The organism is Streptomyces sp. NBC_00370 (assembly GCF_036084755.1).
Taxonomy (GTDB): domain Bacteria; phylum Actinomycetota; class Actinomycetes; order Streptomycetales; family Streptomycetaceae; genus Streptomyces.
The window spans coordinates 5,854,083-5,875,450 of sequence record NZ_CP107968.1; the positions used below are offsets into that span (position 1 = coordinate 5,854,083).

The 21,368-nt window shown below is 68.4% G+C and carries 20 protein-coding genes; 19 read left to right on the forward strand and 1 reads right to left on the reverse strand.

The genetic code is table 11. The annotated features are described in order from the left end of the window. Positions 1–189: 189 nt before the first annotated feature. The 19 genes from thrB to OHS57_RS26315 all read left to right on the forward strand — a co-directional run bounded on the left by thrB (position 190) and on the right by OHS57_RS26315 (position 19,333). Positions 190–1,110, forward strand: coding sequence for a homoserine kinase (gene thrB, locus OHS57_RS26225; protein WP_328583533.1), 921 nt, complete (start codon positions 190–192; stop codon positions 1,108–1,110). Positions 1,111–1,514: 404 nt separating this feature from the next. Further along, positions 1,515–3,602, forward strand: a complete 2,088-nt coding sequence (gene rho, locus OHS57_RS26230; protein WP_328583534.1) for a transcription termination factor Rho — start codon at positions 1,515–1,517, stop codon at positions 3,600–3,602. A gap of 181 nt (positions 3,603–3,783) precedes the next feature. Beyond that, entirely contained in the window at positions 3,784–4,881 is a 1,098-nt protein-coding gene (locus tag OHS57_RS26235) for an LCP family protein (protein WP_041984353.1), read from the forward strand. Between the two features lie 182 nt (positions 4,882–5,063). Continuing rightward, entirely contained in the window at positions 5,064–5,285 is a 222-nt protein-coding gene (gene rpmE / locus OHS57_RS26240; protein ID WP_041984350.1) for a 50S ribosomal protein L31, read from the forward strand. Positions 5,286–5,415: 130 nt separating this feature from the next. After that, the gene (gene prfA / locus OHS57_RS26245; protein WP_041984348.1) at positions 5,416–6,495 is read left to right on the forward strand and encodes a peptide chain release factor 1; all 1,080 of its coding nucleotides are present in this window, start codon (positions 5,416–5,418) and stop codon (positions 6,493–6,495) included. A gap of 113 nt (positions 6,496–6,608) precedes the next feature. After that, entirely contained in the window at positions 6,609–7,448 is an 840-nt protein-coding gene (gene prmC / locus OHS57_RS26250) for a peptide chain release factor N(5)-glutamine methyltransferase (RefSeq protein ID WP_198533384.1), read from the forward strand. Between the two features lie 56 nt (positions 7,449–7,504). Then, on the forward strand, positions 7,505–8,152 hold the full coding sequence (locus tag OHS57_RS26255) for an L-threonylcarbamoyladenylate synthase (protein ID WP_041984342.1): 648 nt from the start codon (positions 7,505–7,507) through the stop codon (positions 8,150–8,152). After that, positions 8,149–8,799 carry an arsenate reductase/protein-tyrosine-phosphatase family protein gene (locus tag OHS57_RS26260; protein WP_041984340.1) on the forward strand — a complete coding sequence of 217 codons (651 nt, stop codon included), beginning with the start codon at positions 8,149–8,151 and terminating at the stop codon, positions 8,797–8,799. Before OHS57_RS26255 ends, OHS57_RS26260 begins: the two co-directional genes overlap by 4 nt. Before the next feature lie 599 nt (positions 8,800–9,398). Further along, positions 9,399–10,727, forward strand: a complete 1,329-nt coding sequence (locus tag OHS57_RS26265) for an MraY family glycosyltransferase (RefSeq protein ID WP_328583535.1) — start codon at positions 9,399–9,401, stop codon at positions 10,725–10,727. A gap of 202 nt (positions 10,728–10,929) precedes the next feature. Then, positions 10,930–11,367, forward strand: a complete 438-nt coding sequence (locus OHS57_RS26270; RefSeq protein WP_328583536.1) for a hypothetical protein — start codon at positions 10,930–10,932, stop codon at positions 11,365–11,367. A gap of 228 nt (positions 11,368–11,595) precedes the next feature. After that, complete coding sequence (gene atpB / locus OHS57_RS26275) at positions 11,596–12,417, forward strand: F0F1 ATP synthase subunit A (protein ID WP_328583537.1); 822 nt, start codon at positions 11,596–11,598, stop codon at positions 12,415–12,417. A 76-nt stretch (positions 12,418–12,493) separates the two neighbouring features. Further along, complete coding sequence (locus OHS57_RS26280) at positions 12,494–12,730, forward strand: F0F1 ATP synthase subunit C (RefSeq protein WP_328583538.1); 237 nt, start codon at positions 12,494–12,496, stop codon at positions 12,728–12,730. Between the two features lie 42 nt (positions 12,731–12,772). Beyond that, positions 12,773–13,327, forward strand: a complete 555-nt coding sequence (locus OHS57_RS26285; protein ID WP_041984332.1) for a F0F1 ATP synthase subunit B — start codon at positions 12,773–12,775, stop codon at positions 13,325–13,327. Next, positions 13,324–14,139: a F0F1 ATP synthase subunit delta gene (locus OHS57_RS26290; RefSeq protein WP_328583539.1), complete on the forward strand. Its 816-nt coding sequence runs from the start codon at positions 13,324–13,326 to the stop codon at positions 14,137–14,139. Before OHS57_RS26285 ends, OHS57_RS26290 begins: the two co-directional genes overlap by 4 nt. Positions 14,140–14,280: 141 nt before the next feature. Continuing rightward, a complete protein-coding gene (atpA, locus tag OHS57_RS26295; protein WP_041984325.1) occupies positions 14,281–15,870 on the forward strand; it encodes a F0F1 ATP synthase subunit alpha in 1,590 nt (529 codons plus the stop codon). Positions 15,871–15,890: 20 nt separating this feature from the next. Continuing rightward, positions 15,891–16,808, forward strand: coding sequence for a F0F1 ATP synthase subunit gamma (locus tag OHS57_RS26300; protein WP_041984322.1), 918 nt, complete (start codon positions 15,891–15,893; stop codon positions 16,806–16,808). Beyond that, on the forward strand, positions 16,808–18,262 hold the full coding sequence (gene atpD / locus OHS57_RS26305; RefSeq protein WP_041984320.1) for a F0F1 ATP synthase subunit beta: 1,455 nt from the start codon (positions 16,808–16,810) through the stop codon (positions 18,260–18,262). Before OHS57_RS26300 ends, atpD begins: the two co-directional genes overlap by 1 nt. Before the next feature lie 123 nt (positions 18,263–18,385). Further along, the gene (locus OHS57_RS26310; protein ID WP_041984316.1) at positions 18,386–18,760 is read left to right on the forward strand and encodes a F0F1 ATP synthase subunit epsilon; all 375 of its coding nucleotides are present in this window, start codon (positions 18,386–18,388) and stop codon (positions 18,758–18,760) included. A 126-nt stretch (positions 18,761–18,886) separates the two neighbouring features. Beyond that, complete coding sequence (locus tag OHS57_RS26315) at positions 18,887–19,333, forward strand: DUF2550 domain-containing protein (protein ID WP_041984313.1); 447 nt, start codon at positions 18,887–18,889, stop codon at positions 19,331–19,333. A gap of 89 nt (positions 19,334–19,422) precedes the next feature. Here the strand turns inward: OHS57_RS26315 and OHS57_RS26320 are convergent, their stop codons facing one another. Then, positions 19,423–21,252, reverse strand: a complete 1,830-nt coding sequence (locus OHS57_RS26320; RefSeq protein ID WP_041995092.1) for a glycosyl hydrolase family 18 protein — start codon at positions 21,250–21,252, stop codon at positions 19,423–19,425. Positions 21,253–21,368 lie beyond the last annotated feature (116 nt).

Below are 21,368 nucleotides of genomic sequence, written 5' to 3' on the forward strand. Positions count from 1 at the left end.
GCACAGGGGACGGGCGACACGCATCGTGCGCCTCCTGTGCGCCCTATGTCGGATGAGAACCTTCCTTCGATAGGCTGTACCCAACCCGCCCCGCCGCATATGCCGTGGTGTTGCCGCCTTCGTGCGCCCCGGGTCTCGAAAACCGCCGTCACCTCGGAATTCGCAGTCACAAGGAGAGTCGTCAGAGCGATGGCCGGTCCAGCGTTCCGCGCCGCCGCCGTACGGGTGCGCGTCCCCGCCACCAGCGCCAACATCGGTCCGGGCTTCGATGCCCTGGGCCTGTCGCTGGGGCTCTACGACGACGTCGTCGTCCGCGTGGCCGACTCCGGGCTGCACATCGACATCGCGGGCGAGGGCGCCGACACGCTCCCGCGCGACGAGGACCATCTGCTGGTACGGGCCCTGCGTACCGCCTTCGACCTGCTCGGCGGACAGCCGCGCGGCCTGGAGGTCGTCTGCGCCAACCGGATCCCGCACGGCCGGGGTCTCGGCTCGTCATCCGCCGCCATCTGCGCGGGAATTGTCGCCGCGCGCGCCGTGACCACGGGCGGCGACGCGCGCCTCGACGACGTGGCCATGCTGGAGCTCGCCACCGAGATCGAAGGACACCCCGACAACGTCGCCGCCTGTCTGCTCGGCGGCTTCACACTCGCCTGGACGGACGGCGGAGCGGCGCGGGCGATCAGGATGGAGCCCCTCGCGTCCGTCGTTCCGGTGGTTTTCGTCCCCGGCGACCCCGTACTCACCCGGACGGCGCGCGGACTGCTGCCGCGTACCGTCCCCCATGTGGACGCCGCCGCCAACGCGGGCCGCGCCGCGCTGCTCGTCGAGGCGCTGACCAGGCGCCCCGAACTGCTGCTGCCCGCAACGGAGGACCGGCTCCACCAGGAGTACCGGGCCCCCGCGATGCCGCAGAGCATCGCCCTGGTCAACCGACTGCGCGCGGACGGCGTCCCTGCGGTCATCTCCGGCGCGGGCCCCACGGTGCTCGCGCTGGCCGAGGACGGTGCGGCCGACAAGGTCGCACGGCTGGCGGGGGAGGGATGGGCCGCCAACCGGCTCTCCTTCGACGGCGCGGGAGCGAGCGTTCTGCCGCTCGGCTCTCAGTGACGGGAGATTGCCGGTGAGTGAGAGGGGGAATGTTTGTTGGAGCCGGTAGTGTTAGCCTTAAGCCAGCAGCTGACGTCTTTGCGGCGCCGTGTTTTGCTGATTTGCGTCCCCAATTCGGGACCACCATTCTTCCGGGAGCCTCCCCAACTGCCTGAGCAGCCTGCCTGAGCAGTTTTGAGCACGCCTCGGAACCGGCACGACACCCCCTCGCTTTTCCCAGCGAGTGGGCCGAGCAGGGGGACCTCGGGCCGGACCCATTGCACGTACGCATGTTTCTCCGCCGTACCCGGCGGGACCACCGCCCCGGCATCGGTCCTCGATCCGAAAGATCACAGGCCGCAGCCGGACAGCACAACCGGTCGCCGAGCCAGAAGGCCGACGTCCGCTCCAGGGAAGGACCCTTCGTGAGCGACACCACCGATCTGATGGGCGTGACTGCCGACAACAGTGTCGACAACACCGCGCCCGCCGCAGGTGCTGCCACTGGCACCACCGCACGGCGCCGCCGCTCCGGCACCGGCCTCGAGGGCATGGTCCTGGCCGAGCTGCAGCAGGTCGCGTCCGGCCTCGGCATCAGGGGCACGGCGCGGATGCGCAAGAGCCAGCTGATCGAGGTCATCAAGGAGACGCAGGGCGGTTCGTCGCCCGCGGCCAAGAGCGCCGACGGCGCGGATGCCGAGACCAAGCCGAAGCGCCGGGCGACCTCCAAGGCCCGTACGGGTGAGACTGCCGCAGCCGCCGCCGAGAAGGCGGACAAGGCCGAAAAGGCCGCCGCACAGCAGCAGATCGACATCCCCGGCCAGCCGGCGAACGACGACCAGCCGGTCACCGAGCGCCGCAGGCGCCGAGCCACCTCACCGGCAGGAAACTCCGAGATCAGCGTCGCCGAGCCCAAGAACGAAGCGCAGGCAGCGGCCCCGCAGGCGGAGGACCGGCCGGACGCCAAGGCCGAGGCCGCCGTGGGCGCTTCGGCGCAGAGCGTCGACACCGACGGCAGGCGCGGCGAGCGCCAGGACCGCGGCCAGCAGCGCGGCGACCGGCCCGACCGCGGCGACCGCGGTGACCGGCGCGACCGGCAGCGCGACCGCAGGGGCAAGGGCGGCGACGACCAGCAGGGCGGCCAGCAGGGGCAGGGCCAGGGCGGCCAGAACCAGCAGGGCGGCGGCGGTCAGCGCCAGCAGCGGGACAACCGCGGCGGCCAGAACCAGAACCAGAACAACGGCCCGCAGGACGACTTCGACGACGAGGCGGGCGGCAGGCGCGGCAGGCGCGGCCGTTACCGCGACCGCCGTGGCCGTCGCGGCCGCGAGGAGTTCGGTGGCGGCGGCGAGCCGCAGGTCGCCGACGACGACGTGCTGATCCCCGTCGCCGGCATCCTCGACATCCTCGACAACTACGCGTTCATCAGGACCTCCGGCTACCTGCCGGGCCCGAACGACGTGTACGTCTCGCTCGCCCAGGTCCGTAAGAACGGCCTGCGCAAGGGCGACCACGTCACCGGCGCCGTGCGCCAGCCCAAGGACGGCGAGCGCCGCGAGAAGTTCAACGCGCTGGTCCGCCTCGACACGGCGAACGGCATGGCGGCCGACTCGGGCCGCGGCCGGCCCGAGTTCCAGAAGCTGACCCCGCTCTACCCGCAGGACCGGCTCCGTCTGGAGACCGACCCGGGGGTGCTGACGACCCGGATCATCGACCTGGTCGCGCCCATCGGCAAGGGCCAGCGCGGTCTGATCGTGGCCCCGCCGAAGACCGGCAAGACCATGATCCTGCAGGCCATCGCCAACGCCATCACGGTCAACAGCCCCGAGTGCCATCTGATGGTCGTCCTCGTCGACGAGCGGCCCGAAGAAGTCACCGACATGCAGCGGTCCGTCAAGGGCGAGGTCATCTCCTCGACCTTCGACCGCCCCGCCGAGGACCACACCACCGTCGCCGAGCTGGCCATCGAGCGCGCCAAGCGCCTCGTGGAGCTGGGTCACGACGTGGTGGTGCTGCTCGACTCCATCACCCGTCTGGGCCGCGCGTACAACCTCGCCGCGCCCGCCTCCGGACGCATCCTGTCCGGTGGTGTCGACTCGACCGCGCTCTACCCGCCGAAGCGCTTCTTCGGTGCGGCGCGCAACATCGAGGACGGCGGTTCGCTGACGATCCTGGCCACCGCGCTCGTCGAGACCGGCTCGCGCATGGACGAGGTCATTTTCGAGGAGTTCAAGGGCACCGGCAACATGGAGCTCAGGCTCGACCGGAAGCTCTCGGACAAGCGGATCTTCCCGGCGGTGGACGTGGACGCGTCCAGCACCCGTAAGGAAGAGATCCTGATGGCCCACGACGAGCTGGGCATCGTCTGGAAGCTGCGCCGGGTGCTGCACGCGCTCGACCAGCAGCAGGCGATCGAGCTGCTGCTCGACAAGATGAAGCAGACGAAGTCGAACGCGGAGTTCCTGCTGCAGATCCAGAAGACGACACCGATGCCTGGCAACGGCAACGACTGACGTCCTCTCCCCAGCAGTACCGGGGCCGCCCCCGTCATTCCGATGACGGGGGCGGCCCCTTTCCCGTCCCCGGAAGTTGTGGAACCCCGCCGGGTGCGTCACTGTCTGTACAAGGGGGACATATCGCCTGAATCTCCTGGGAGGAGGTTGCCGGACCGACGAGTGGCCACCGAGGGAGACCATGACCGACGACCGGAACAGCCGAATACGTGGCAGCGGCGCCCGCCGCAAACCGCGCAGCAAGCGCCGTCGTGCGATGTTCATCGCCGTCTGGTGCGTCGCCGCGCTGGTCGTGATCGCCGCAGGTGGTCTCGCGTTCGTCTACTTCAAGCTCAACGGCAACATCAAGGGCGTCAACATCGACGCGCAGCTCGGCTCGCACCGCCCGCAGAACGTCGACAACGGCTCGCAGGACATCCTGGTCCTCGGCTCGGACTCCCGGTCCGGCGCCAACGCCGAGTACGGCAAGAACGCCGGCGCGCGCTCCGACACCGCGATGGTCATCCACGTCTACAAGGGCCACAAGAAGGCCGCTGTCGTCTCCATACCGCGCGACACCCTGGTCGACCGCCCCGCGTGCCCGGACGGCAAGGGGAAGACCGCACCGGCCGAGCGCGGCGCCATGTTCAACTCGGCGTACGAGGCCGGCGGCCCCGCCTGCGCCGTCAAGACCGTGGAGCAGATGTCCGGCATCCGGATGGACCACTACGTCGAGGTCGACTTCACCGGGTTCAAGAAGCTCATCGACCAGCTCGGCGGCGTCAAGCTCACCACGACGCAGGCCATCGACGACCCCAAGAGCCATCTCAAGCTGGCGGCGGGCACGCACACCCTGCACGGCGAGCAGGCGCTGGGGCTCGTCAGGACCCGCAAGAGCGTCGGTGACGGCAGCGACCTGGGGCGTATCCAGCTCCAGCAGGCCTTCATCAAGGCGCTGATCGGGCAGATCAAGCACATCGGGGTGTTCAGCAACCCCAAGAAGCTCTTCGATCTCGCCGACACCGCCACCAGCGCGATCACGCCCGACTCGAAACTCGACTCGATCAACGGACTGATCGGGTTCGCCGGCGGCCTCAAGGACATCTCCACCAAGAACGTGAAGATGATCACACTCCCGGTGCGCTACGACCCCGCCGACCCGAACCGGGTACTGCCGCTGGCCAAGGGCTCCCGGCAGGTCTGGACGGCCCTCGCGCACGACCGGCCGATCCCCGCGTCGGCGACGAAGGACTCCGCGGGGGACCGGGGCGACGCGCACGGTGTGGTCAAGGGCGGCTGAGCCGGGGAACCCCGGACCGCCGGACAACCGGGCCGCGGAATAGTCCGGCCCTTCCCCCGGTTTTGGGAGATACGCCCAGTGCTGGCAGACTGGTCCGCTGGCCCCGGTTCACGTACGAGCAGTCCGCGCGTGCGACCCGGAGCCCTCCCCGTGATCCGCGGGGACCTTCCCAAGGAGTCACCTTGAAGCGCGATATCCACCCCGCGTACGTCGAGACCCAGGTGAGCTGCACCTGCGGTGCGTCGTTCACCACCCGCAGCACCATCGAGTCGGGCGCCATCCGTGCTGACCTGTGCTCCGAGTGCCACCCGTTCTACACGGGCAAGCAGAAGATCCTCGACACCGGTGGCCGTGTGGCCCGCTTCGAGGCCCGCTTCGGCAAGGCCGCTGCCGCCAAGAAGTAGCGAGCCATCTGCGCCGGTTCTCGGTGCCCCTTCCCCGGGGCGCCGAGACCGGCGCTTTGGCGTCCCGCAACACCTTCGCGGTCCTTCCGCGGCATTTCGCAGCACCTTCGCATCAACCCAGGAGCCCCCGATGTTCGAGGCGGTCGAGGAACTGATCGACGAGCACACTCAACTTGAGTCGCAGCTCGCCGACCCGTCGGTCCACGCGGACCAGGCGAACGCCCGCAAGCTCAACAAGCGCTACGCCGAGCTGACCCCGATCGTCGGGACCTACCGCTCCTGGAAGCAGACAGGTGAGGACGTCGAGACGGCCCGCGGCTTCATCGCCGACGACCCCGACTTCGCCGCCGAGGTCAAGGACCTGGAGCGGCAGCGCGAGGAACTCACCGAGAAGCTGCGGCTGCTGCTCGTACCCCGTGACCCCAGCGACGACAAGGACGTCATCCTGGAGGTCAAGGCCGGCGCGGGCGGCGACGAGTCGGCGCTGTTCGCCGGCGACCTGCTGCGGATGTACCTGCGGTACGCGGAGCGCGTCGGCTGGAAGACCGAGATCATCGACGCCACCGAGTCCGAGCTGGGCGGCTACAAGGACGTCCAGGTCGCCGTGAAGACCAAGGGCGGCAACGGCGCGACCGAGCCGGGCCAGGGCGTCTGGGCGCGGCTGAAGTACGAGGGCGGCGTGCACCGCGTACAGCGGGTGCCGGCCACCGAGTCGCAGGGCCGGATCCACACCTCGGCCGCCGGTGTCCTGGTGACACCCGAGGCCGAGGAGATCGACGTCGAGATCAACCAGAACGACCTGCGCATCGACGTCTACCGCTCCTCGGGCCCCGGCGGACAGTCCGTGAACACCACCGACTCGGCCGTGCGCATCACGCACGTGCCGACCGGTGTCGTGGCCTCCTGCCAGAACGAGAAGAGCCAGCTCCAGAACAAGGAGCAGGCCATGCGTATCCTGCGCTCGCGGCTGCTCGCCGCAGCCCAGGAGGAGGCCGAGAAGAACGCGGCGGACGCCCGGCGCAGCCAGGTGCGCACCGTCGACCGCTCGGAGAAGATCCGCACGTACAACTTCCCGGAAAACCGGATCTCGGACCACCGGGTCGGCTTCAAGGCGTACAACTTGGACCAGGTGCTCGACGGTGAACTGGACGCCGTCATCCAGGCATGTGTCGACGCGGACTCCGCAGCGAAGCTCGCCGTCGCCCGCTGACGTCCCGCCCAGTCCTTCACCCACTCTCGCAGTCCGGAGGAACCAGCGTGCAGCCACATCCTGGGGGGCCCAGCGACCCTCAGCGGCTCCGCCGCGGGCCCGTCCCCCGCAGTCTGCTGCTCGCCGAGGTGGCCCAGGCCACCCAGCGGCTGGCGGACGCGGGCGTGCCCTCACCGCGCTTCGACGCGGAGGAGCTCGCCGCTTACGTGCACGGCGTGAAGCGAGGAGAGCTGCACACCGTCAAGGACACCGACTTCGACGCCCGGTACTGGGAGGCCGTCGCGCGCCGAGAGGCACGTGAGCCGCTCCAGCACATCACCGGGCGCGCGTTCTTCCGCTACCTGGAGCTCCAGGTGGGCCCCGGCGTCTTCGTACCGCGCCCGGAGACCGAGTCGGTCGTCGGCTGGGCCATAGACGCCGTACGGGCGATGGACGTCGTCGAGCCGATCGTCGTCGACCTGTGCGCCGGATCGGGCGCCATCGCGCTCGCGATGGCGCAGGAGGTCCCGCGCTCGCGCGTGCACGCCGTCGAGCTGTCCGAGGACGCCCTGACCTGGACCCGGAAGAACGCCGACGGATCCCGGGTCACCGTGCACCAGGGAGACGCCCTCAGCGCCCTTCCCGAGCTGGACGGACAGGTCGACCTGGTCATCTCCAACCCGCCGTACATCCCGCTCACCGAGTGGGAGTACGTCGCGCCCGAGGCCCGTGACCACGACCCGCAGATGGCGTTGTTCTCGGGCGAGGACGGCCTCGACACCATCCGCGGCATCGAACGCACCGCGCACCGGCTGCTGCGGCCCGGCGGTCTCGTCGTGATCGAGCACGCCGACACGCAGGGCGGTCAGGTCCCGTGGATCTTCAGCGAGGAGTCGGGCTGGGCGGACGCGGCCGACCACCCCGATCTGAACAAGCGCCCGCGCTTTGCCACGGCCCGCAAGGCGATGCCGTGAACCGTTCGACCCGTTCCGACCATCAGACCGTGTATGTGCACGAGGAGGCCTTCTAAATGGCTCGGCGATACGACTGCAACGACGCGACCGACCGTACGACCGGTCTGCGCGAGGCCGCGTCGGCAGTACGCCGCGGTGAGCTGGTCGTGCTGCCCACCGACACCGTGTACGGGATCGGCGCCGACGCCTTCAGCGCCGAGGCGGTGGCCGACCTGCTGGACGCCAAGGGACGCGGCCGCAACATGCCCACGCCCGTGCTGATCGGCTCGCCGAACACCCTGCACGGACTGGTCACCGACTTCTCCGAGCAGGCGTGGGAGCTGGTCGACGCGTTCTGGCCCGGCGCGCTGACCCTCGTCGCCCGGCACCAGCCGTCCCTCCAGTGGGACCTCGGCGACACCCAGGGCACGGTCGCCGTACGGATGCCGCTGCACCCCGTCGCGATCGAACTGCTCACCGAGTTCGGCCCGATGGCCGTCTCCAGCGCCAACCTCACGGGACACCCGGCACCCGAGGACTGCGACGCGGCCCAGGCCATGCTCGGGGACTCCGTCTCCGTCTATCTCGACGGCGGTCCGACGCCCGGCATCGTGCCGTCCTCGATCGTCGACGTCTCGGGTAAGACCCCGGTGCTGCTGCGGGCCGGCGCCCTCGACGCCGAGGAGCTCCGCAAGGTGGTACCCGATCTAGAGGTGGCCAATTGACCACCCCGCAGGGGCGTGGCATAGCGGACACCGCACAGCACGGCAGTACGTTCCGCATCCTCCACGTCAGTACCGGCAACGTCTGCCGCTCGCCCATCACCGAGCGGCTGAACCGCCACGCCCTGACGGTCCGGCTCGGTGAGCGGCTGACCGGCGGACTGATCGTGGAGAGCGCCGGTACCTGGGGTCACGAAGGCGCCCCGATGGAGGCCAACGCCGAGGCCGTACTGGCCGACTTCGGCGCCGACGCGACCGGCTTCGTCGGCCGCGAGCTGCTCGACGAGCACGTGATCAGAGCCGACCTGGTCCTCACCGCGACCCGCGACCACCGGGCCCAGGTGATCTCGATGGGCCACTCGGCGGGCCTGCGCACCTTCACGCTCAAGGAGTTCACCCGGCTGGTACGGGCGATAGACCCGGCCACCCTGCCCGACCCCCTCGACGAGGGGGTGGTCGAACGCGCCCGCGCGCTGGTCCGCGCCGCGGCGGCGCTACGCGGCTGGCTGCTCGCCCCGAACGCGGAGGCGGACGAGGTCTACGACCCGTACGGCGCCCCGATCACGTTCTTCCGCTCGATCGGCGACGAGATCAACCAGGCCCTGGACCCGGTGATCACCGCCCTCACCGGCGTAGCCGCGCGTTCTTAGAGGGCTCGGCTCACGCCCCTCTTTTTGAGGGCTCGGTTCGCCTCCGGGGCGCTTTGTGCCCCTGCCTCCCTTTTTTGAGGGCGCGTTCGCCTCCGGGGCGCTTTAAGCCACTGTCGACGGTCGACCGTGCTCGCCCCGCTCGTTCCTCGCGGGCCTGCGCGCGCTCTCCCTTTCGACAGCGGCGCGCCCCTTCGGCTCACGCCCCTCTTTTTGGGGGCTCGGTTCGCCTCCGGGGCGCTTTGTGCCCCTGTCGACGGTCGACCGTGCTCGTCCCGCTCGTTCCTCGCGGGCCTGCGCGCGCTCTCCCTTTCGACAGCGGCGCGCCCCTTCGGCTCACTCGCCACGGGGCGGGCCTGTCCCACATGCGCGGGGGCGTCGGGGAAACCCGTAGTATCCGCAAAGAAAGCAAGGGAATTGGCGGGGCGCTTTCCGCCCGGTCTGTCCGATTCCCGAATGGAATGGACGACGGCGGAAAGCCGTGCAACCAGCGCTCCCGTCCCGGGTGTCCTCATGTGGGGGACGACGCGGTATCCATGGGCTGCTGCGACCAACGCTAAGGTGTGGGGCTGAGATGGCCAGCGATTCCTGTGGGGCAGCCCGTGCGTGATTACCTGCTGACGCTCTGTGTGACGGCCGCGGTGACTTATCTGCTGACCGGCCCGGTGCGGAAGTTCGCGATCGCGGTCGGCGCGATGACCGCGATCCGCGCCCGTGACGTACACCGCGAGGTGACACCACGGCTCGGCGGTATCGCCATGTTCTTCGGTCTGTGCGCCGGACTGCTCGTCGCCGACAACCTGCAGAACCTCAACGGTGTCTTCGACCTGTCCAACGAACCGCGCGCCCTGCTCTCCGGTGCCGCGCTGATCTGGCTGGTCGGTGTCCTGGACGACAAGTTCGAGCTGGACGCCCTGCTCAAGCTCGGTGCGCAGATGATCGCCGCCGGTGTGATGGTGATGCAGGGTCTGACGATCCTGTGGATCCCCGTACCCGGTGTGGGCACCGTCTCGTTGACGTCCTGGCAGGGCACACTGCTCACCGTCGCGCTGGTCGTCATCACGATCAACGCGGTCAACTTCGTCGACGGACTCGACGGTCTCGCGGCCGGCATGGTGTGCATCGCCGCCGCGGCCTTCTTCCTGTACGCCTACCGGATCTGGTACGGGTACGGCATCGAGGCGGCGGCGCCCGCCACCCTGTTCGCCGCGATCCTGATGGGCATGTGCCTGGGCTTCCTGCCGCACAACATGGCCCCGGCGAGGATCTTCATGGGCGACTCGGGCTCGATGATGCTCGGTCTCGTCCTGGCCTCGGGAGCGATCTCGGTCACAGGCCAGGTCGACCCGGACACACTGAATCTCTTCGAGGGCGGTACCCGCGAGGGCACCCACGCGGCGCTGCCGGTCTTCATCCCGCTGGTGCTGCCGCTGACGATCATCGCGATCCCGTTCGCCGACCTGGTGCTCGCGATCGGCCGCCGTACCTGGAACGGCCAGTCGCCGTTCGCCGCCGACCGCGGCCATCTGCACCACCGGATGCTGGAGATCGGTCACTCGAAGACCAGAGCCGTGCTGATCATGTACTTCTGGTCGGCGCTGATCGCGTTCGGCGTGCTCCTCTACTCCGTGCACTCGGCGTCGATGTGGATCCTGGTGCTCGTGGTGGGACTGAGCGCGGTCGGTCTGGTGCTCCTGCTGTTGCCGCGCTTCAACCCCCATGTCCCGCGCTGGGCCGAGTCGGTCGTACCGCCCCGCTACCGGCGCCGCCGGCGGCGGGCGGCCGCCGAGCAGTTGGCGCTGCGCGAGGCCGCGGAGGCCGGACTGGCCCCGGGAGCACCGGAGATGAGCGACGGAGGCCCGGCTGTCGCGACAGGCGTCAACGGGGCGACGGCTATTGGCGCTCGTTCGCGCAATAGCTCGCACGTGTGATGGTGAGCACACTTACATGGTAAAGACTGCATCAAATAGTTTGTGATATCGTTCACGAGACCCGGCGACAGAGCCGAAGAACCGTAGTGCGACGGTTCGTTGGCCCGAGAATTTATGACTCGGACCGGGCCTACGCTCGTCCATGACGACACGATCTGCCCCACGCCCCATGCCCAACCCCCCAGTCAGCGGAGCTGCCGCCATGCTGTCCAACGACGTCCGAAATCTCCTCCACACCGCCGTACCCACCGCTGCCGCCGGCCTTGTCGCCGCTGTGGTCAGTGGTGTGGTCGCAGGCGGGAAGGGAGTCGTGGGCGCCGTCGTCGGCACGCTTGTGGTGATCCTCTTCATGGGGATCGGTCTTGTGGTGCTCCAGCGCACAGCGCGCTCCCTCCCGCACCTGTTCCAGGCCATGGGACTCATGCTGTACACCGCACAACTGCTGCTGCTCGTGATCTTCGTGGCCGTCTTCAAGAACACCTCGCTGTTCAATCCCAAGGCGTTCGCCATCACGCTTGTCGTGGCGACCGTCGTGTGGGTGGCCGCACAGGCGCGTTCGTTCATGAAGGCCAAGATCCTCTACGTTGAACCGGAATCCTCCAAGAGCGGCGAGCCCCAGAAGTCGGGGTCGGCGACGTGAGGGGTAGGGGCGGGATAAGCAAGCGCTGCACGTCCTGCTATCGTCCGGTGCCAACTGCGGCATTGTGGGCGCGGGCTTCCGAGCTGACGCCTGTTCTCACGACGCGAGGCTCGAAGCCCGGCCGTTGTTCCTACATCCGTCACACCAGTCCAGTGCCGAACCGCGGCTGCGCGCCGCGCCGACACAACGAGGTTGCCGTACCTATGCGCCATGTTGAAGGAGCCCGCGGTGAGTGCTGACCCGACACAGGTGCTCGCCTTCGAGACCAACTGCCACATCTTCGACGGATGTGGTTTCCCGGCCCCCGGCCTGCACTCGTTCCTGTTCAAGCCCCTGGTGGGTGACGGGGACAGCAACTTGTACTTCAACAAGACGATGCTGCTGGCTCTGCTCGGTTCGATCGTCATCGTCGCGTTCTTCTGGGCCGCTTTCCGCAAGCCGAAGGTCGTTCCGGGCAAGCTCCAGATGGTGGCCGAGGCGGGTTACGACTTCGTACGACGCGGCGTCGTCCACGAGACGATCGGCAAGCGGGAGGGCGAGAAGTACGTTCCTCTCGTCGTCACGCTGTTCTTCTTCGTCTGGATGATGAACCTCTGGTCGATCGTCCCGCTCGCGCAGTTCCCCGTGACGGCGATCATTTCGTACCCATTGGTTCTCGCGCTCATCGTGTACGTGCTGTGGGTATCACTCACCTTTAAGCGGCACGGTTTTGTCGGCGCCTTCAAGAACTTCACCGGCTACGACAAGACGCTCGGCCCGGTACTGCCGCTGGCCATGCTCATCGAGTTCTTCTCGAACCTCTTGGTCCGCCCGTTCACGCATGCGGTGCGACTCTTCGCGAACATGTTCGCGGGCCACACCCTGTTGCTGCTCTTCACCATCGCCAGTTGGTACTTGCTGAACGGAATCGGGATCGCCTATGCCGGCGTCTCGTTCATCATGGTCATCGTGATGACCGTGTTCGAGCTGTTCATCCAAGCCCTTCAGGCCTACGTCTTCGTGCTCCTGACGTGCACGTACATCCAGGGCGCGCTCGCCGAACACCACTGACCGCCCCGACCACAGACCCCACAGCCGTCCGGTGGCCAAATCTCCACCGGTCCGTGAAAGAGAAGGAAGTTCCGGCATGTCCGCTGTCTCGAACCTCGCCGCCGTCACCGGCTCGCTCGGCTCCATCGGCTACGGCCTGGCCGCCATCGGCCCCGGCGTCGGCGTCGGCATCATCTTCGGAAACGGCACCCAGGCGCTGGCCCGCCAGCCCGAGGCCGCCGGCCTGATCCGCGCCAACCAGATCCTCGGCTTCGCGTTCTGTGAGGCGCTCGCCCTCATCGGTCTGGTCATGCCCTTCGTCTACGGCAAGTGATCTTTCGATCCATGACCAGTCGACCAGACGAAAGGCATTGATGTGAACCCTCTGGTTCAGCTCGCGGCCGAAGATGCGGAAAACCCGCTCGTTCCGCCGATTCCCGAGCTCGTCGTCGGCCTGCTCGCCTTTGTCATCGTCTTCGGTCTTCTCGCCTGGAAGCTCCTTCCGAACATCAACAAGGTTCTGGACGAGCGCCGCGAGGCGATCGAGGGCGGCATCGAGAAGGCTGACGCCGCCAAGTCCGAGGCCGAGAGCGTCCTTGAGCAGTACAAGGCGCAGCTCGCCGAGGCCCGGCACGAGGCCGCCCGGATGCGTCAGGAGGCGACCGAACAGGGCGCCGCGATCATCCAGGAGATGCGGGCGGAAGGTCAGCGGCAGCGTGAGGAGATCATCGCCGCCGGCCACACCCAGATCGAGGCCGACCGCAAGTCCGCGGCGCACGCGCTGCGCCAGGACGTCGGCAGGCTCGCCACCGAACTGGCCGGCAAGCTGGTCGGCGAGTCCCTTGAGGACCACGCCCGGCAGAGCCGTACCGTCGACCGCTTCCTCGACGACCTCGAGGACGGCGCATCGAAGGCCGAGGCCAGGCGATGAACGGCGCGAGCCGTATCGCCCTGACCGAGGCACGCGAGCGCCTCGACGCGCTGACCGACTCCACGTCGGCCGACGCGGCGAAGCTCGCCGACGAGCTCGCCAGCGTCACGGCGCTGCTCCAGCGCGAGGTGTCGCTGCGCCGGGTCCTCACCGACCCGGCGCAGGACGGCGAGGCCAAGGCCGACCTCGCGGGCCGGCTGCTCGCGGGACAGGTCAGCGGCACCGTCGCCGACCTGGTCTCGGGCATGGTCCGCGCCCGCTGGTCGCAGCCCCGTGACCTGGTCGACTCGATCGAGGAGCTGGCGGCGACCGCCGACCTCACAGCGGCGCAGCGCGCCGGTGCGCTGGACGACGTCGAGGACGAACTGTTCCGGTTCGGCCGCATCGTCCAGTCCAGCACCGGACTGCGGGCGGCGCTGACCGACAGGTCGGCGACGGTCACGGCCAAGGGCGAGCTGCTGCGCACTCTGCTCGGCGGCCGGGCCAACCCCGTCACCGAGCGGCTCGTCGTGCGTCTCGTCACCGCGCCGCGTGGACGTAGCCTGGAAGCAGGTCTTGAGACGCTGTCCAGGCTCGCGGCCGAGCGCCGGGATCGTCTGGTCGCGGTCGTCACCTCGGCGGTGCCGCTCACCGACGGACAGAAGCAGCGTCTCGGCGCGGCCCTGGCCTCGCTGTACGGCCACCCGATGCATCTCAACCTGGACGTGGACCCCGAGGTCATCGGCGGAATCTCGGTCCGGGTCGGTGACGAGGTCATCGACGGCACGGTCGCCGAGCGGCTCAGCGAGGCGGCTCGGCAGCTCGGCCGCTGACGCGGTCACCAACAGAACAGAGCAGGACCGGCGGCCCGGTTGGGCCGTGCAGAAATTGCGGAAGATTCCTGGGGGTCGCCCCCAGACCCAAGCAGACCCCCAAGAAGACTTCGGGCCCAACAAGGAGAGCAGGGAATCCAGATGGCGGAGCTCACGATCCGGCCGGAGGAGATCCGGGATGCGCTGGAGAATTTCGTCCAGTCGTACAAGCCGGACGCGGCCTCGCGCGAGGAGGTCGGAACGGTCAGTGTGGCCGGTGACGGTATCGCCAAGGTCGAGGGACTGCCCTCGGCCATGGCGAACGAGCTGCTGAAGTTCGAGGACGGCACCCTCGGTCTCGCCCTCAACCTCGAGGAGCGCGAGATCGGTGCGATCGTCCTCGGCGAGTTCAGCGGCGTGGAGGAGGGACAGTCGGTCACGCGTACCGGCGAGGTCCTGTCCGTCGCTGTCGGCGAGGGCTACCTGGGTCGCGTCGTCGACCCGCTCGGCACCCCGATCGACGGCCTCGGCGAGATCGAGACCGAGGGCCGCCGCGCCCTCGAACTGCAGGCCCCCGGCGTCATGATCCGCAAGTCGGTGCACGAGCCGATGCAGACCGGCTACAAGGCCGTCGACTCGATGGTCCCGATCGGCCGCGGCCAGCGTCAGCTGATCATCGGCGACCGGCAGACCGGCAAGACCGCGCTGGCCGTCGACACGATCATCAACCAGCGTGACAACTGGCGCAGCGGCGACGTGAACAAGCAGGTCCGCTGCATCTACGTCGCCATCGGCCAGAAGGGCTCCACCATCGCGTCCGTGCGCGGCGCCCTGGAGGAGGCCGGCGCGCTCGAATACACCACGATCGTCGCCGCCCCCGCTTCCGACCCGGCCGGCTTCAAGTACCTGGCGCCCTACACCGGCTCCGCCATCGGCCAGCACTGGATGTACCAGGGCAAGCACGTCCTGATCGTCTTCGACGACCTGTCGAAGCAGGCCGACGCCTACCGCGCCGTGTCGCTGCTGCTGCGCCGTCCGCCCGGGCGTGAGGCCTACCCCGGTGACGTCTTCTACCTGCACTCGCGTCTGCTGGAGCGCTGCGCCAAGCTCTCCGACGACCTGGGCGCCGGTTCGATGACGGGTCTGCCGATCGTCGAGACCAAGGCGAACGACGTGTCGGCGTTCATCCCGACCAACGTCATCTCCATCACCGACGGTCAGTGCTTCCTGGAGTCCGACCTCTTCAACGCCGACCAGCGCCCCGCGCTGAACGTCGGTATCTCGGTCTCCCGAGTCGGTGGCTCCGCCCAGCACAAGGCCATGCGCCAGGTCTCAGGACGGCTCCGTGGTGACCTCGCCCAGTACCGCGAGCTGGAGGCGTTCGCGTCCTTCGGCTCCGACCTGGACGCGACGTCCAAGGCGGCCCTGGAGCGCGGTCAGCGCATGGTCGAGCTGCTGAAGCAGCCCCAGTACTCGCCGATGCCGGTCGAGGAGCAGGTCGTCTCCGTCTGGGCCGGTACCACCGGCAAGATGGACGACGTACCGGTCTCCGACATCCGCCGCTTCGAGGGCGAGCTGCTGGAGTACCTGCGCCGTGAGCGCAAGGAGCTGCTGACCAGCATCGCCGAGGGCGGCAAGATGTCGGACGACACGACGCAGTCCATCGGTGACGCCATCACCGCCTTCAAGCAGCAGTTCGAGACCTCGGACGGCAAGCTTCTCGGCGACGACGCGCCGGCCGACGCCAAGTGACGACGGAAGGGACCTGACTCATGGGAGCGCAGCTCCGGGTCTACAAGCGTCGCATCAAATCCGTCACCGCGACCAAGAAGATCACCAAGGCGATGGAGATGATCGCCGCCTCGCGCATCGTCAAGGCGCAGCGCCAGGTGCGGGCCTCCTCGCCGTACGCGGAGGAGCTCACCCGGGCGGTCACAGCGGTGGCGACCGGTTCGACGACCAAGCACCCCCTGACCACCGAGACGGAGTCACCGACCCGGGCCGCGCTGCTGCTCATCACGAGCGACCGCGGTCTGGCCGGCGGCTACTCCTCGAACGCCATCAAGGCGGCGGACCGGCTCACCGAGCAGCTCCGGAGCGAGGGCAAGGAGGTCGACACGTACATCGTCGGCCGCAAGGGCGTCTCCTACTACGGTTTCCGTGAGCGCAAGGTCACGGACTCCTGGACCGGCTTCACCGACGGCCCGACGTACGCGGACGCCAAGAAGGTGTCGGCGCCGCTGATCGAGGCGGTCAGGACGGAGACGTCCGAAGGCGGCGTGGACGAGCTGCACATCGTCTTCACCGAGTTCGTCTCGATGATGACGCAGACGCCCGTCCAGAACCGGCTGCTGCCCCTCAAGCTCGACGAAGCGGCCAAGGAGGCGGACACGAAGGGCGAGATCCTTCCGCTGTTCGACTTCGAGCCGTCGGCGGAGGACGTCCTCGACGCCCTGCTGCCGCGCTACGTGGAGAGCCGTGTCTACAACGCGCTGCTGCAGGCGGCCGCTTCCAAGCACGCCGCCACCCGCCGCGCGATGAAGTCGGCGACCGACAACGCCGGGGACCTCATCAAGAGCCTCACCCGGTCTGCCAACGCGGCCCGCCAGGCCGAAATCACCCAGGAAATCAGCGAGATCGTCGGTGGCGCGAGCGCCCTGGCCGACGCATCTGCGGGGAGTGAAAATTAATGACGACCACTGTTGAGGCGGCCAACCCGGGAAGCACGGTCACGGGCCGCGTCGCCCGGGTCATCGGCCCGGTCGTCGACGTGGAGTTCCCCGTCGACGCGATGCCGGAGATCTACAACGCGCTGCACGTCGAGATCGCCGACCCGGCCAACGCCGGTGAGAAGAAGACGCTGACCCTCGAAGTAGCCCAGCACCTGGGCGAGGGTCTGGTCCGCGCGATCTCGATGGAGCCCACCGACGGTCTGGTACGCCAGTCCCCGGTGACCGACACGGGCGCCGGCATCTTGGTGCCCGTCGGAGACGTGACCAAGGGCAAGGTGTTCAACACCCTCGGCCGGATCCTGAACGAGCCCGAGGCCGAGTCGCAGATCACGGAGCGCTGGCCGATCCACCGCAAGGCTCCGGCCTTCGACCAGCTCGAGTCGAAGACGGAGATGCTGGAGACCGGCCTGAAGGTCGTCGACCTGCTGACCCCGTACGTCAAGGGCGGCAAGATCGGTCTGTTCGGGGGTGCGGGCGTCGGCAAGACGGTCCTCATCCAGGAAATGATCATGCGAGTCGCCAACCTGCACGACGGTGTCTCGGTGTTCGCCGGCGTCGGTGAGCGCACCCGTGAGGGCAACGACCTCATCGGTGAGATGACCGAGACGGGCGTGCTGGAGAAGACCGCGCTGGTCTTCGGGCAGATGGACGAGCCGCCGGGCACCCGGCTGCGGGTGGCGCTCTCCGCGCTGACCATGGCGGAGTACTTCCGCGATGTGCAGAAGCAGGACGTGCTGCTCTTCATCGACAACATCTTCCGCTTCACCCAGGCCGGTTCCGAGGTCTCCACGCTGCTCGGCCGTATGCCGTCCGCGGTGGGTTACCAGCCGACCCTGGCGGACGAGATGGGTGTGCTCCAGGAGCGCATCACCTCGACCCGTGGTCACTCGATCACCTCGATGCAGGCGATCTACGTCCCCGCGGACGACCTGACCGACCCGGCGCCCGCCACGACCTTCGCGCACCTCGACGCGACGACCGTGCTCTCGCGTCCGATCTCGGAGAAGGGCATCTACCCGGCGGTCGACCCGCTGGACTCGACGTCCCGGATCCTGGACCCGCGGTACATCTCGCAGGAGCACTACGACGCGGCTTCCCGGGTCAAGGGGATCCTGCAGAAGTACAAGGACCTGCAGGACATCATCTCCATCCTCGGTATCGACGAGCTCGGTGAGGAAGACAAGCTCACCGTCTTCCGGGCCCGTCGTGTGGAGCGCTTCCTGTCGCAGAACACCCACGCGGCGAAGCAGTTCACCGGTGTGGACGGCTCCGACGTACCGCTGGACGAGACGATCACCGCGTTCAACGCGATCTGTGACGGGGAGTACGACCACTTCCCCGAGCAGGCGTTCTTCCTGTGCGGTGGTATCGAGGACCTGAAGGCGAACGCGAAGCAGCTCGGCGTCTCCTGAGCCGCCGGTCATCAGGGGCGGGCGGCTGTGACTGCCGCCCGCCTCTGACGCTCTCCACGACAACCCATAGAATTAAGACCAACACCCGGCCGAACAGTCGGGTGGTGACCCGAGGAGCCCCTCATGGCTGCTGAGCTGCATGTCGAGCTGGTCGCCGCTGACCGCAGTGTCTGGTCCGGCGAGGCCACCCTGGTCGTCGCGCGTACCACTTCCGGCGACATCGGCGTCATGCCTGGTCACCAGCCGCTGCTGGGTGTGCTGGAATCGGGCCCTGTGACCATTCGTACGAGTGATGGTGGAACGGTCGTCGCCGCTGTGCACGGCGGTTTCATCTCGTTCGCCGACGACAAGCTTTCGCTGCTCGCCGAGGTCGCCGAGCTGGCGGACGAGATCGACGCCCAGCGTGCCGAGCGCGCGCTGGAACGGGCGAAGTCGGACGACGACGCGAACGCCGAGCGGCGCGCCGATGTCCGAATGCGCGCGGTGGCGGTGAAGTAGGCGCTGCCACAACGGATTCAACCCTCAGCCGCGGCCTGTTCCGGACCCCTCCGGACCGGGTCGCGGCTGAGGCGATGCGGGTGCGGTTCTTGTTCGGTTACTGGATGAGCGAGGAGGTCGGTGTAGATGATCCTCGCTCTGCTTGTGTGCGGACTGGTCGTCGTCCTGGTTGCGGTGGGCCTGTTCGTCTTCGGTCTGCGCCGGCGGCTGATCCAGCGGTCCGGCGGGACGTTCGACTGCAGTCTGCGCTGGAACGTCCCGGAGAAGTCCGATCTCTCCGGCAAGGGCTGGGTGTACGGGGTGGCCCGCTACAACGGCGACCGGGTGAGCTGGTTCCGGGTCTTCTCGTACGCGCCGCGCCCCCGCCGGAATCTGGAGCGCTCGGCCATCGAGGTGCTGGCGCGCCGGGCCCCCGAGGGCGAGGAGGAGCTGGCGCTGCTCTCCGACTCGGTGGTGCTGACCTGTGCCCATCAGGGCGTCCGGCTGGAGCTGGCGATGAGTGACGACGCCCTGACCGGCTTCCTCGCCTGGCTGGAGGCGGCCCCGCCCGGCCAGCGGGTGAACGTCGCCTGACGGCGGTGACCTGACAGCAGTGAGGGGTGCGGCGCTTCGTGCGCCGCACCCCTCATTCGTGCTGTGGTCCCGCTAGAAGACGGCTACGGTCAGCCGATGCCGTTGGAGAGCGCGGTCACCAGTTCACCGTTCGAGGTGTCTCCGCTGAACTCCCAGAAGAAGGCTCCGCCGAGCCCCTGCTGCTTCGCCCAGCTCATCTTGGAGGTGATGGTGGCCGGGGTGTCGTAGCTCCACCAGTTGGTGCCGCAGTGGGCGTATGCCGTACCCGCTACGGTGCCGGTGGCCGGGCAGCTGTTCTTGAGGACGTGGTAGTCCTCGATGCCCGGCTCGTACGTTCCGGTGGCCGGTCCTGTCGCCGTGCCGCCCGGGGCGTCCTGGGTCACTCCGGTCCAGCCGCGCCCGTAGAAGCCGATGCCGAGGAGCAGCTTGTTCGCCGGCACGCCCTTCGCCTTGAACTTGGCTATCGCCTCCGCCGAGTTGAAGCCCTGCTGCGGGATGCCGGCGTACGAGGTGAGCGGGGAGTGCGGGGCGGTCGGTCCCTGCGCGTTGAAGGCCCCGAAGAAGTCGTACGTCATCACGTTGTACCAGTTGAGGTACTGCGCGGCGCCCGAGTAGTCGGCGGCGTCGATCTTGCCGCCGGTCGAGGCGTCGGCCGTGACGGCCGCCGTGACCAGGTTGTTGTTGCCGAACTTGGCACGCAGCGCCTGTGCCACGTTCTTGAGGGCCGCGGCGCCGCTGGTGTCACACGACAGACCGCAGGCGTTGGGGTACTCCCAGTCGATGTCGATGCCGTCGAAGACATCGGCCCACCGGGGGTCCTCCACCATGTCGTAGCAGGACTGGGCGAAGGCGGTGGGGTTCTGCGCCGCCTGGCCGAAGCCGCCGGACCAGGACCAGCCGCCGAACGACCAGATCACCTTGATGTTCGGGTACTTGGCCTTCAGCTTGCGCAGCTGGTTGAAGTTGCCGCGCAGCGGCTGGTCCCAGGTGTCGGCGACGCCGTCGACACTCTCGGCGGCCGTGAACGCCTTGTCGTAGTCGGCGTAGCTGTCACCGATCGCGCACTTGCCGCCGGTCACGTTGCCGAAGGCGTAGTTGATGTGCGTGATCTTGGCGGCGGAGCCGGAGCTGACCAGATTCTTGACCTGGTAGTTCCTGGCGTAGATGCCCCAGTCGGTGAAGTAACCGAGCTTGACCTTGCCGCTGCCGCCCGGGTTCCCGGGGTTGCCCGGGTCGGTGGTGCCGGTGGTGTGCACCGCGCGTGCGCCGCTGACCGGACCGGTCTGGTCGGCTGTGTCACGGGCCTGCACGGTGTACGAGTAGTCGGTGCCGGCGGTGAGGCCGGTGTTGGTGTATGTCGTGCCGGTGACGGTGGCGATCTTCGCGCCGTCCCGCAGCACGTCGTAGTTCTTGATGCCCTTGTCGTCCGTCGCGGCGCTCCACGACAGGACGACCGAGGTGTTGGTGATGCTGCTCGCCGACGGGGTGCCGGGCGCCGAGGGCGGGTTGTCGCCGGGGACGACGACTCCGCCGTCGCACGAGGCGCCGTTGAGCTTGCAGCCCGAGGGGGAGCCCGAGCCGGAGCCGTTGAAGCCGAAGCTGATGGAGGCGCCGGGGGCGAGTGTGCCGTTGTAGCTCTTGTTCTTGCCGGTCCAGTGGTTGCCGGAGCTGGTGACGTCCGCGTCCCACGCGGAGGTGACCGCCGTACCGGAGGGGAAGTCCCACTCCACGGTCCAGGAACTGAGGCTGGTGGTACCGGTGTTCTTCACCGTCCACTTGCCCTCGAAACCGGTTCCCCAGTCCGAGGCCTTGGCGAAGGTGGCGGTCGCCGATGTGGCGGCTTCCGCGGGGGAGGCGAGGCCGACCAGGGCGGCCAGCGGGAGGAGCAGCGCGGTGAGGCCCGCGACGGTTCGGGACATGGGTCTGCGTCTGGATCTGGGTCGGTGAAGTGCCGAAGGAAGCTTCAAGGGGGCTCCATGAGTGAGTACCGGACAATTCGGGGTTGGTCCGTGCACTGCACACGCCGCGACGGCTC

What these genes read in the sequence shown, in the direction of transcription:
- thrB (WP_328583533.1), top strand. Translation starts at nt 190, where the DNA reads ATGGCCGGTCCAGCGTTCCGCGCCGCCGCCGTACGGGTGCGCGTCCCC.
- OHS57_RS26235 (WP_041984353.1), top strand. Translation starts at nt 3,784, where the DNA reads ATGACCGACGACCGGAACAGCCGAATACGTGGCAGCGGCGCCCGCCGC.
- prfA (WP_041984348.1), top strand. Translation starts at nt 5,416, where the DNA reads ATGTTCGAGGCGGTCGAGGAACTGATCGACGAGCACACTCAACTTGAG.
- OHS57_RS26255 (WP_041984342.1), top strand. Translation starts at nt 7,505, where the DNA reads ATGGCTCGGCGATACGACTGCAACGACGCGACCGACCGTACGACCGGT.
- OHS57_RS26270 (WP_328583536.1), top strand. Translation starts at nt 10,930, where the DNA reads ATGCTGTCCAACGACGTCCGAAATCTCCTCCACACCGCCGTACCCACC.
- OHS57_RS26280 (WP_328583538.1), top strand. Translation starts at nt 12,494, where the DNA reads ATGTCCGCTGTCTCGAACCTCGCCGCCGTCACCGGCTCGCTCGGCTCC.
- OHS57_RS26290 (WP_328583539.1), top strand. Translation starts at nt 13,324, where the DNA reads ATGAACGGCGCGAGCCGTATCGCCCTGACCGAGGCACGCGAGCGCCTC.
- atpA (WP_041984325.1), top strand. Translation starts at nt 14,281, where the DNA reads ATGGCGGAGCTCACGATCCGGCCGGAGGAGATCCGGGATGCGCTGGAG.
- OHS57_RS26300 (WP_041984322.1), top strand. Translation starts at nt 15,891, where the DNA reads ATGGGAGCGCAGCTCCGGGTCTACAAGCGTCGCATCAAATCCGTCACC.
- atpD (WP_041984320.1), top strand. Translation starts at nt 16,808, where the DNA reads ATGACGACCACTGTTGAGGCGGCCAACCCGGGAAGCACGGTCACGGGC.
- OHS57_RS26310 (WP_041984316.1), top strand. Translation starts at nt 18,386, where the DNA reads ATGGCTGCTGAGCTGCATGTCGAGCTGGTCGCCGCTGACCGCAGTGTC.
- OHS57_RS26315 (WP_041984313.1), top strand. Translation starts at nt 18,887, where the DNA reads ATGATCCTCGCTCTGCTTGTGTGCGGACTGGTCGTCGTCCTGGTTGCG.
- OHS57_RS26320 (WP_041995092.1), bottom strand. Translation starts at nt 21,252, where the DNA reads ATGTCCCGAACCGTCGCGGGCCTCACCGCGCTGCTCCTCCCGCTGGCC.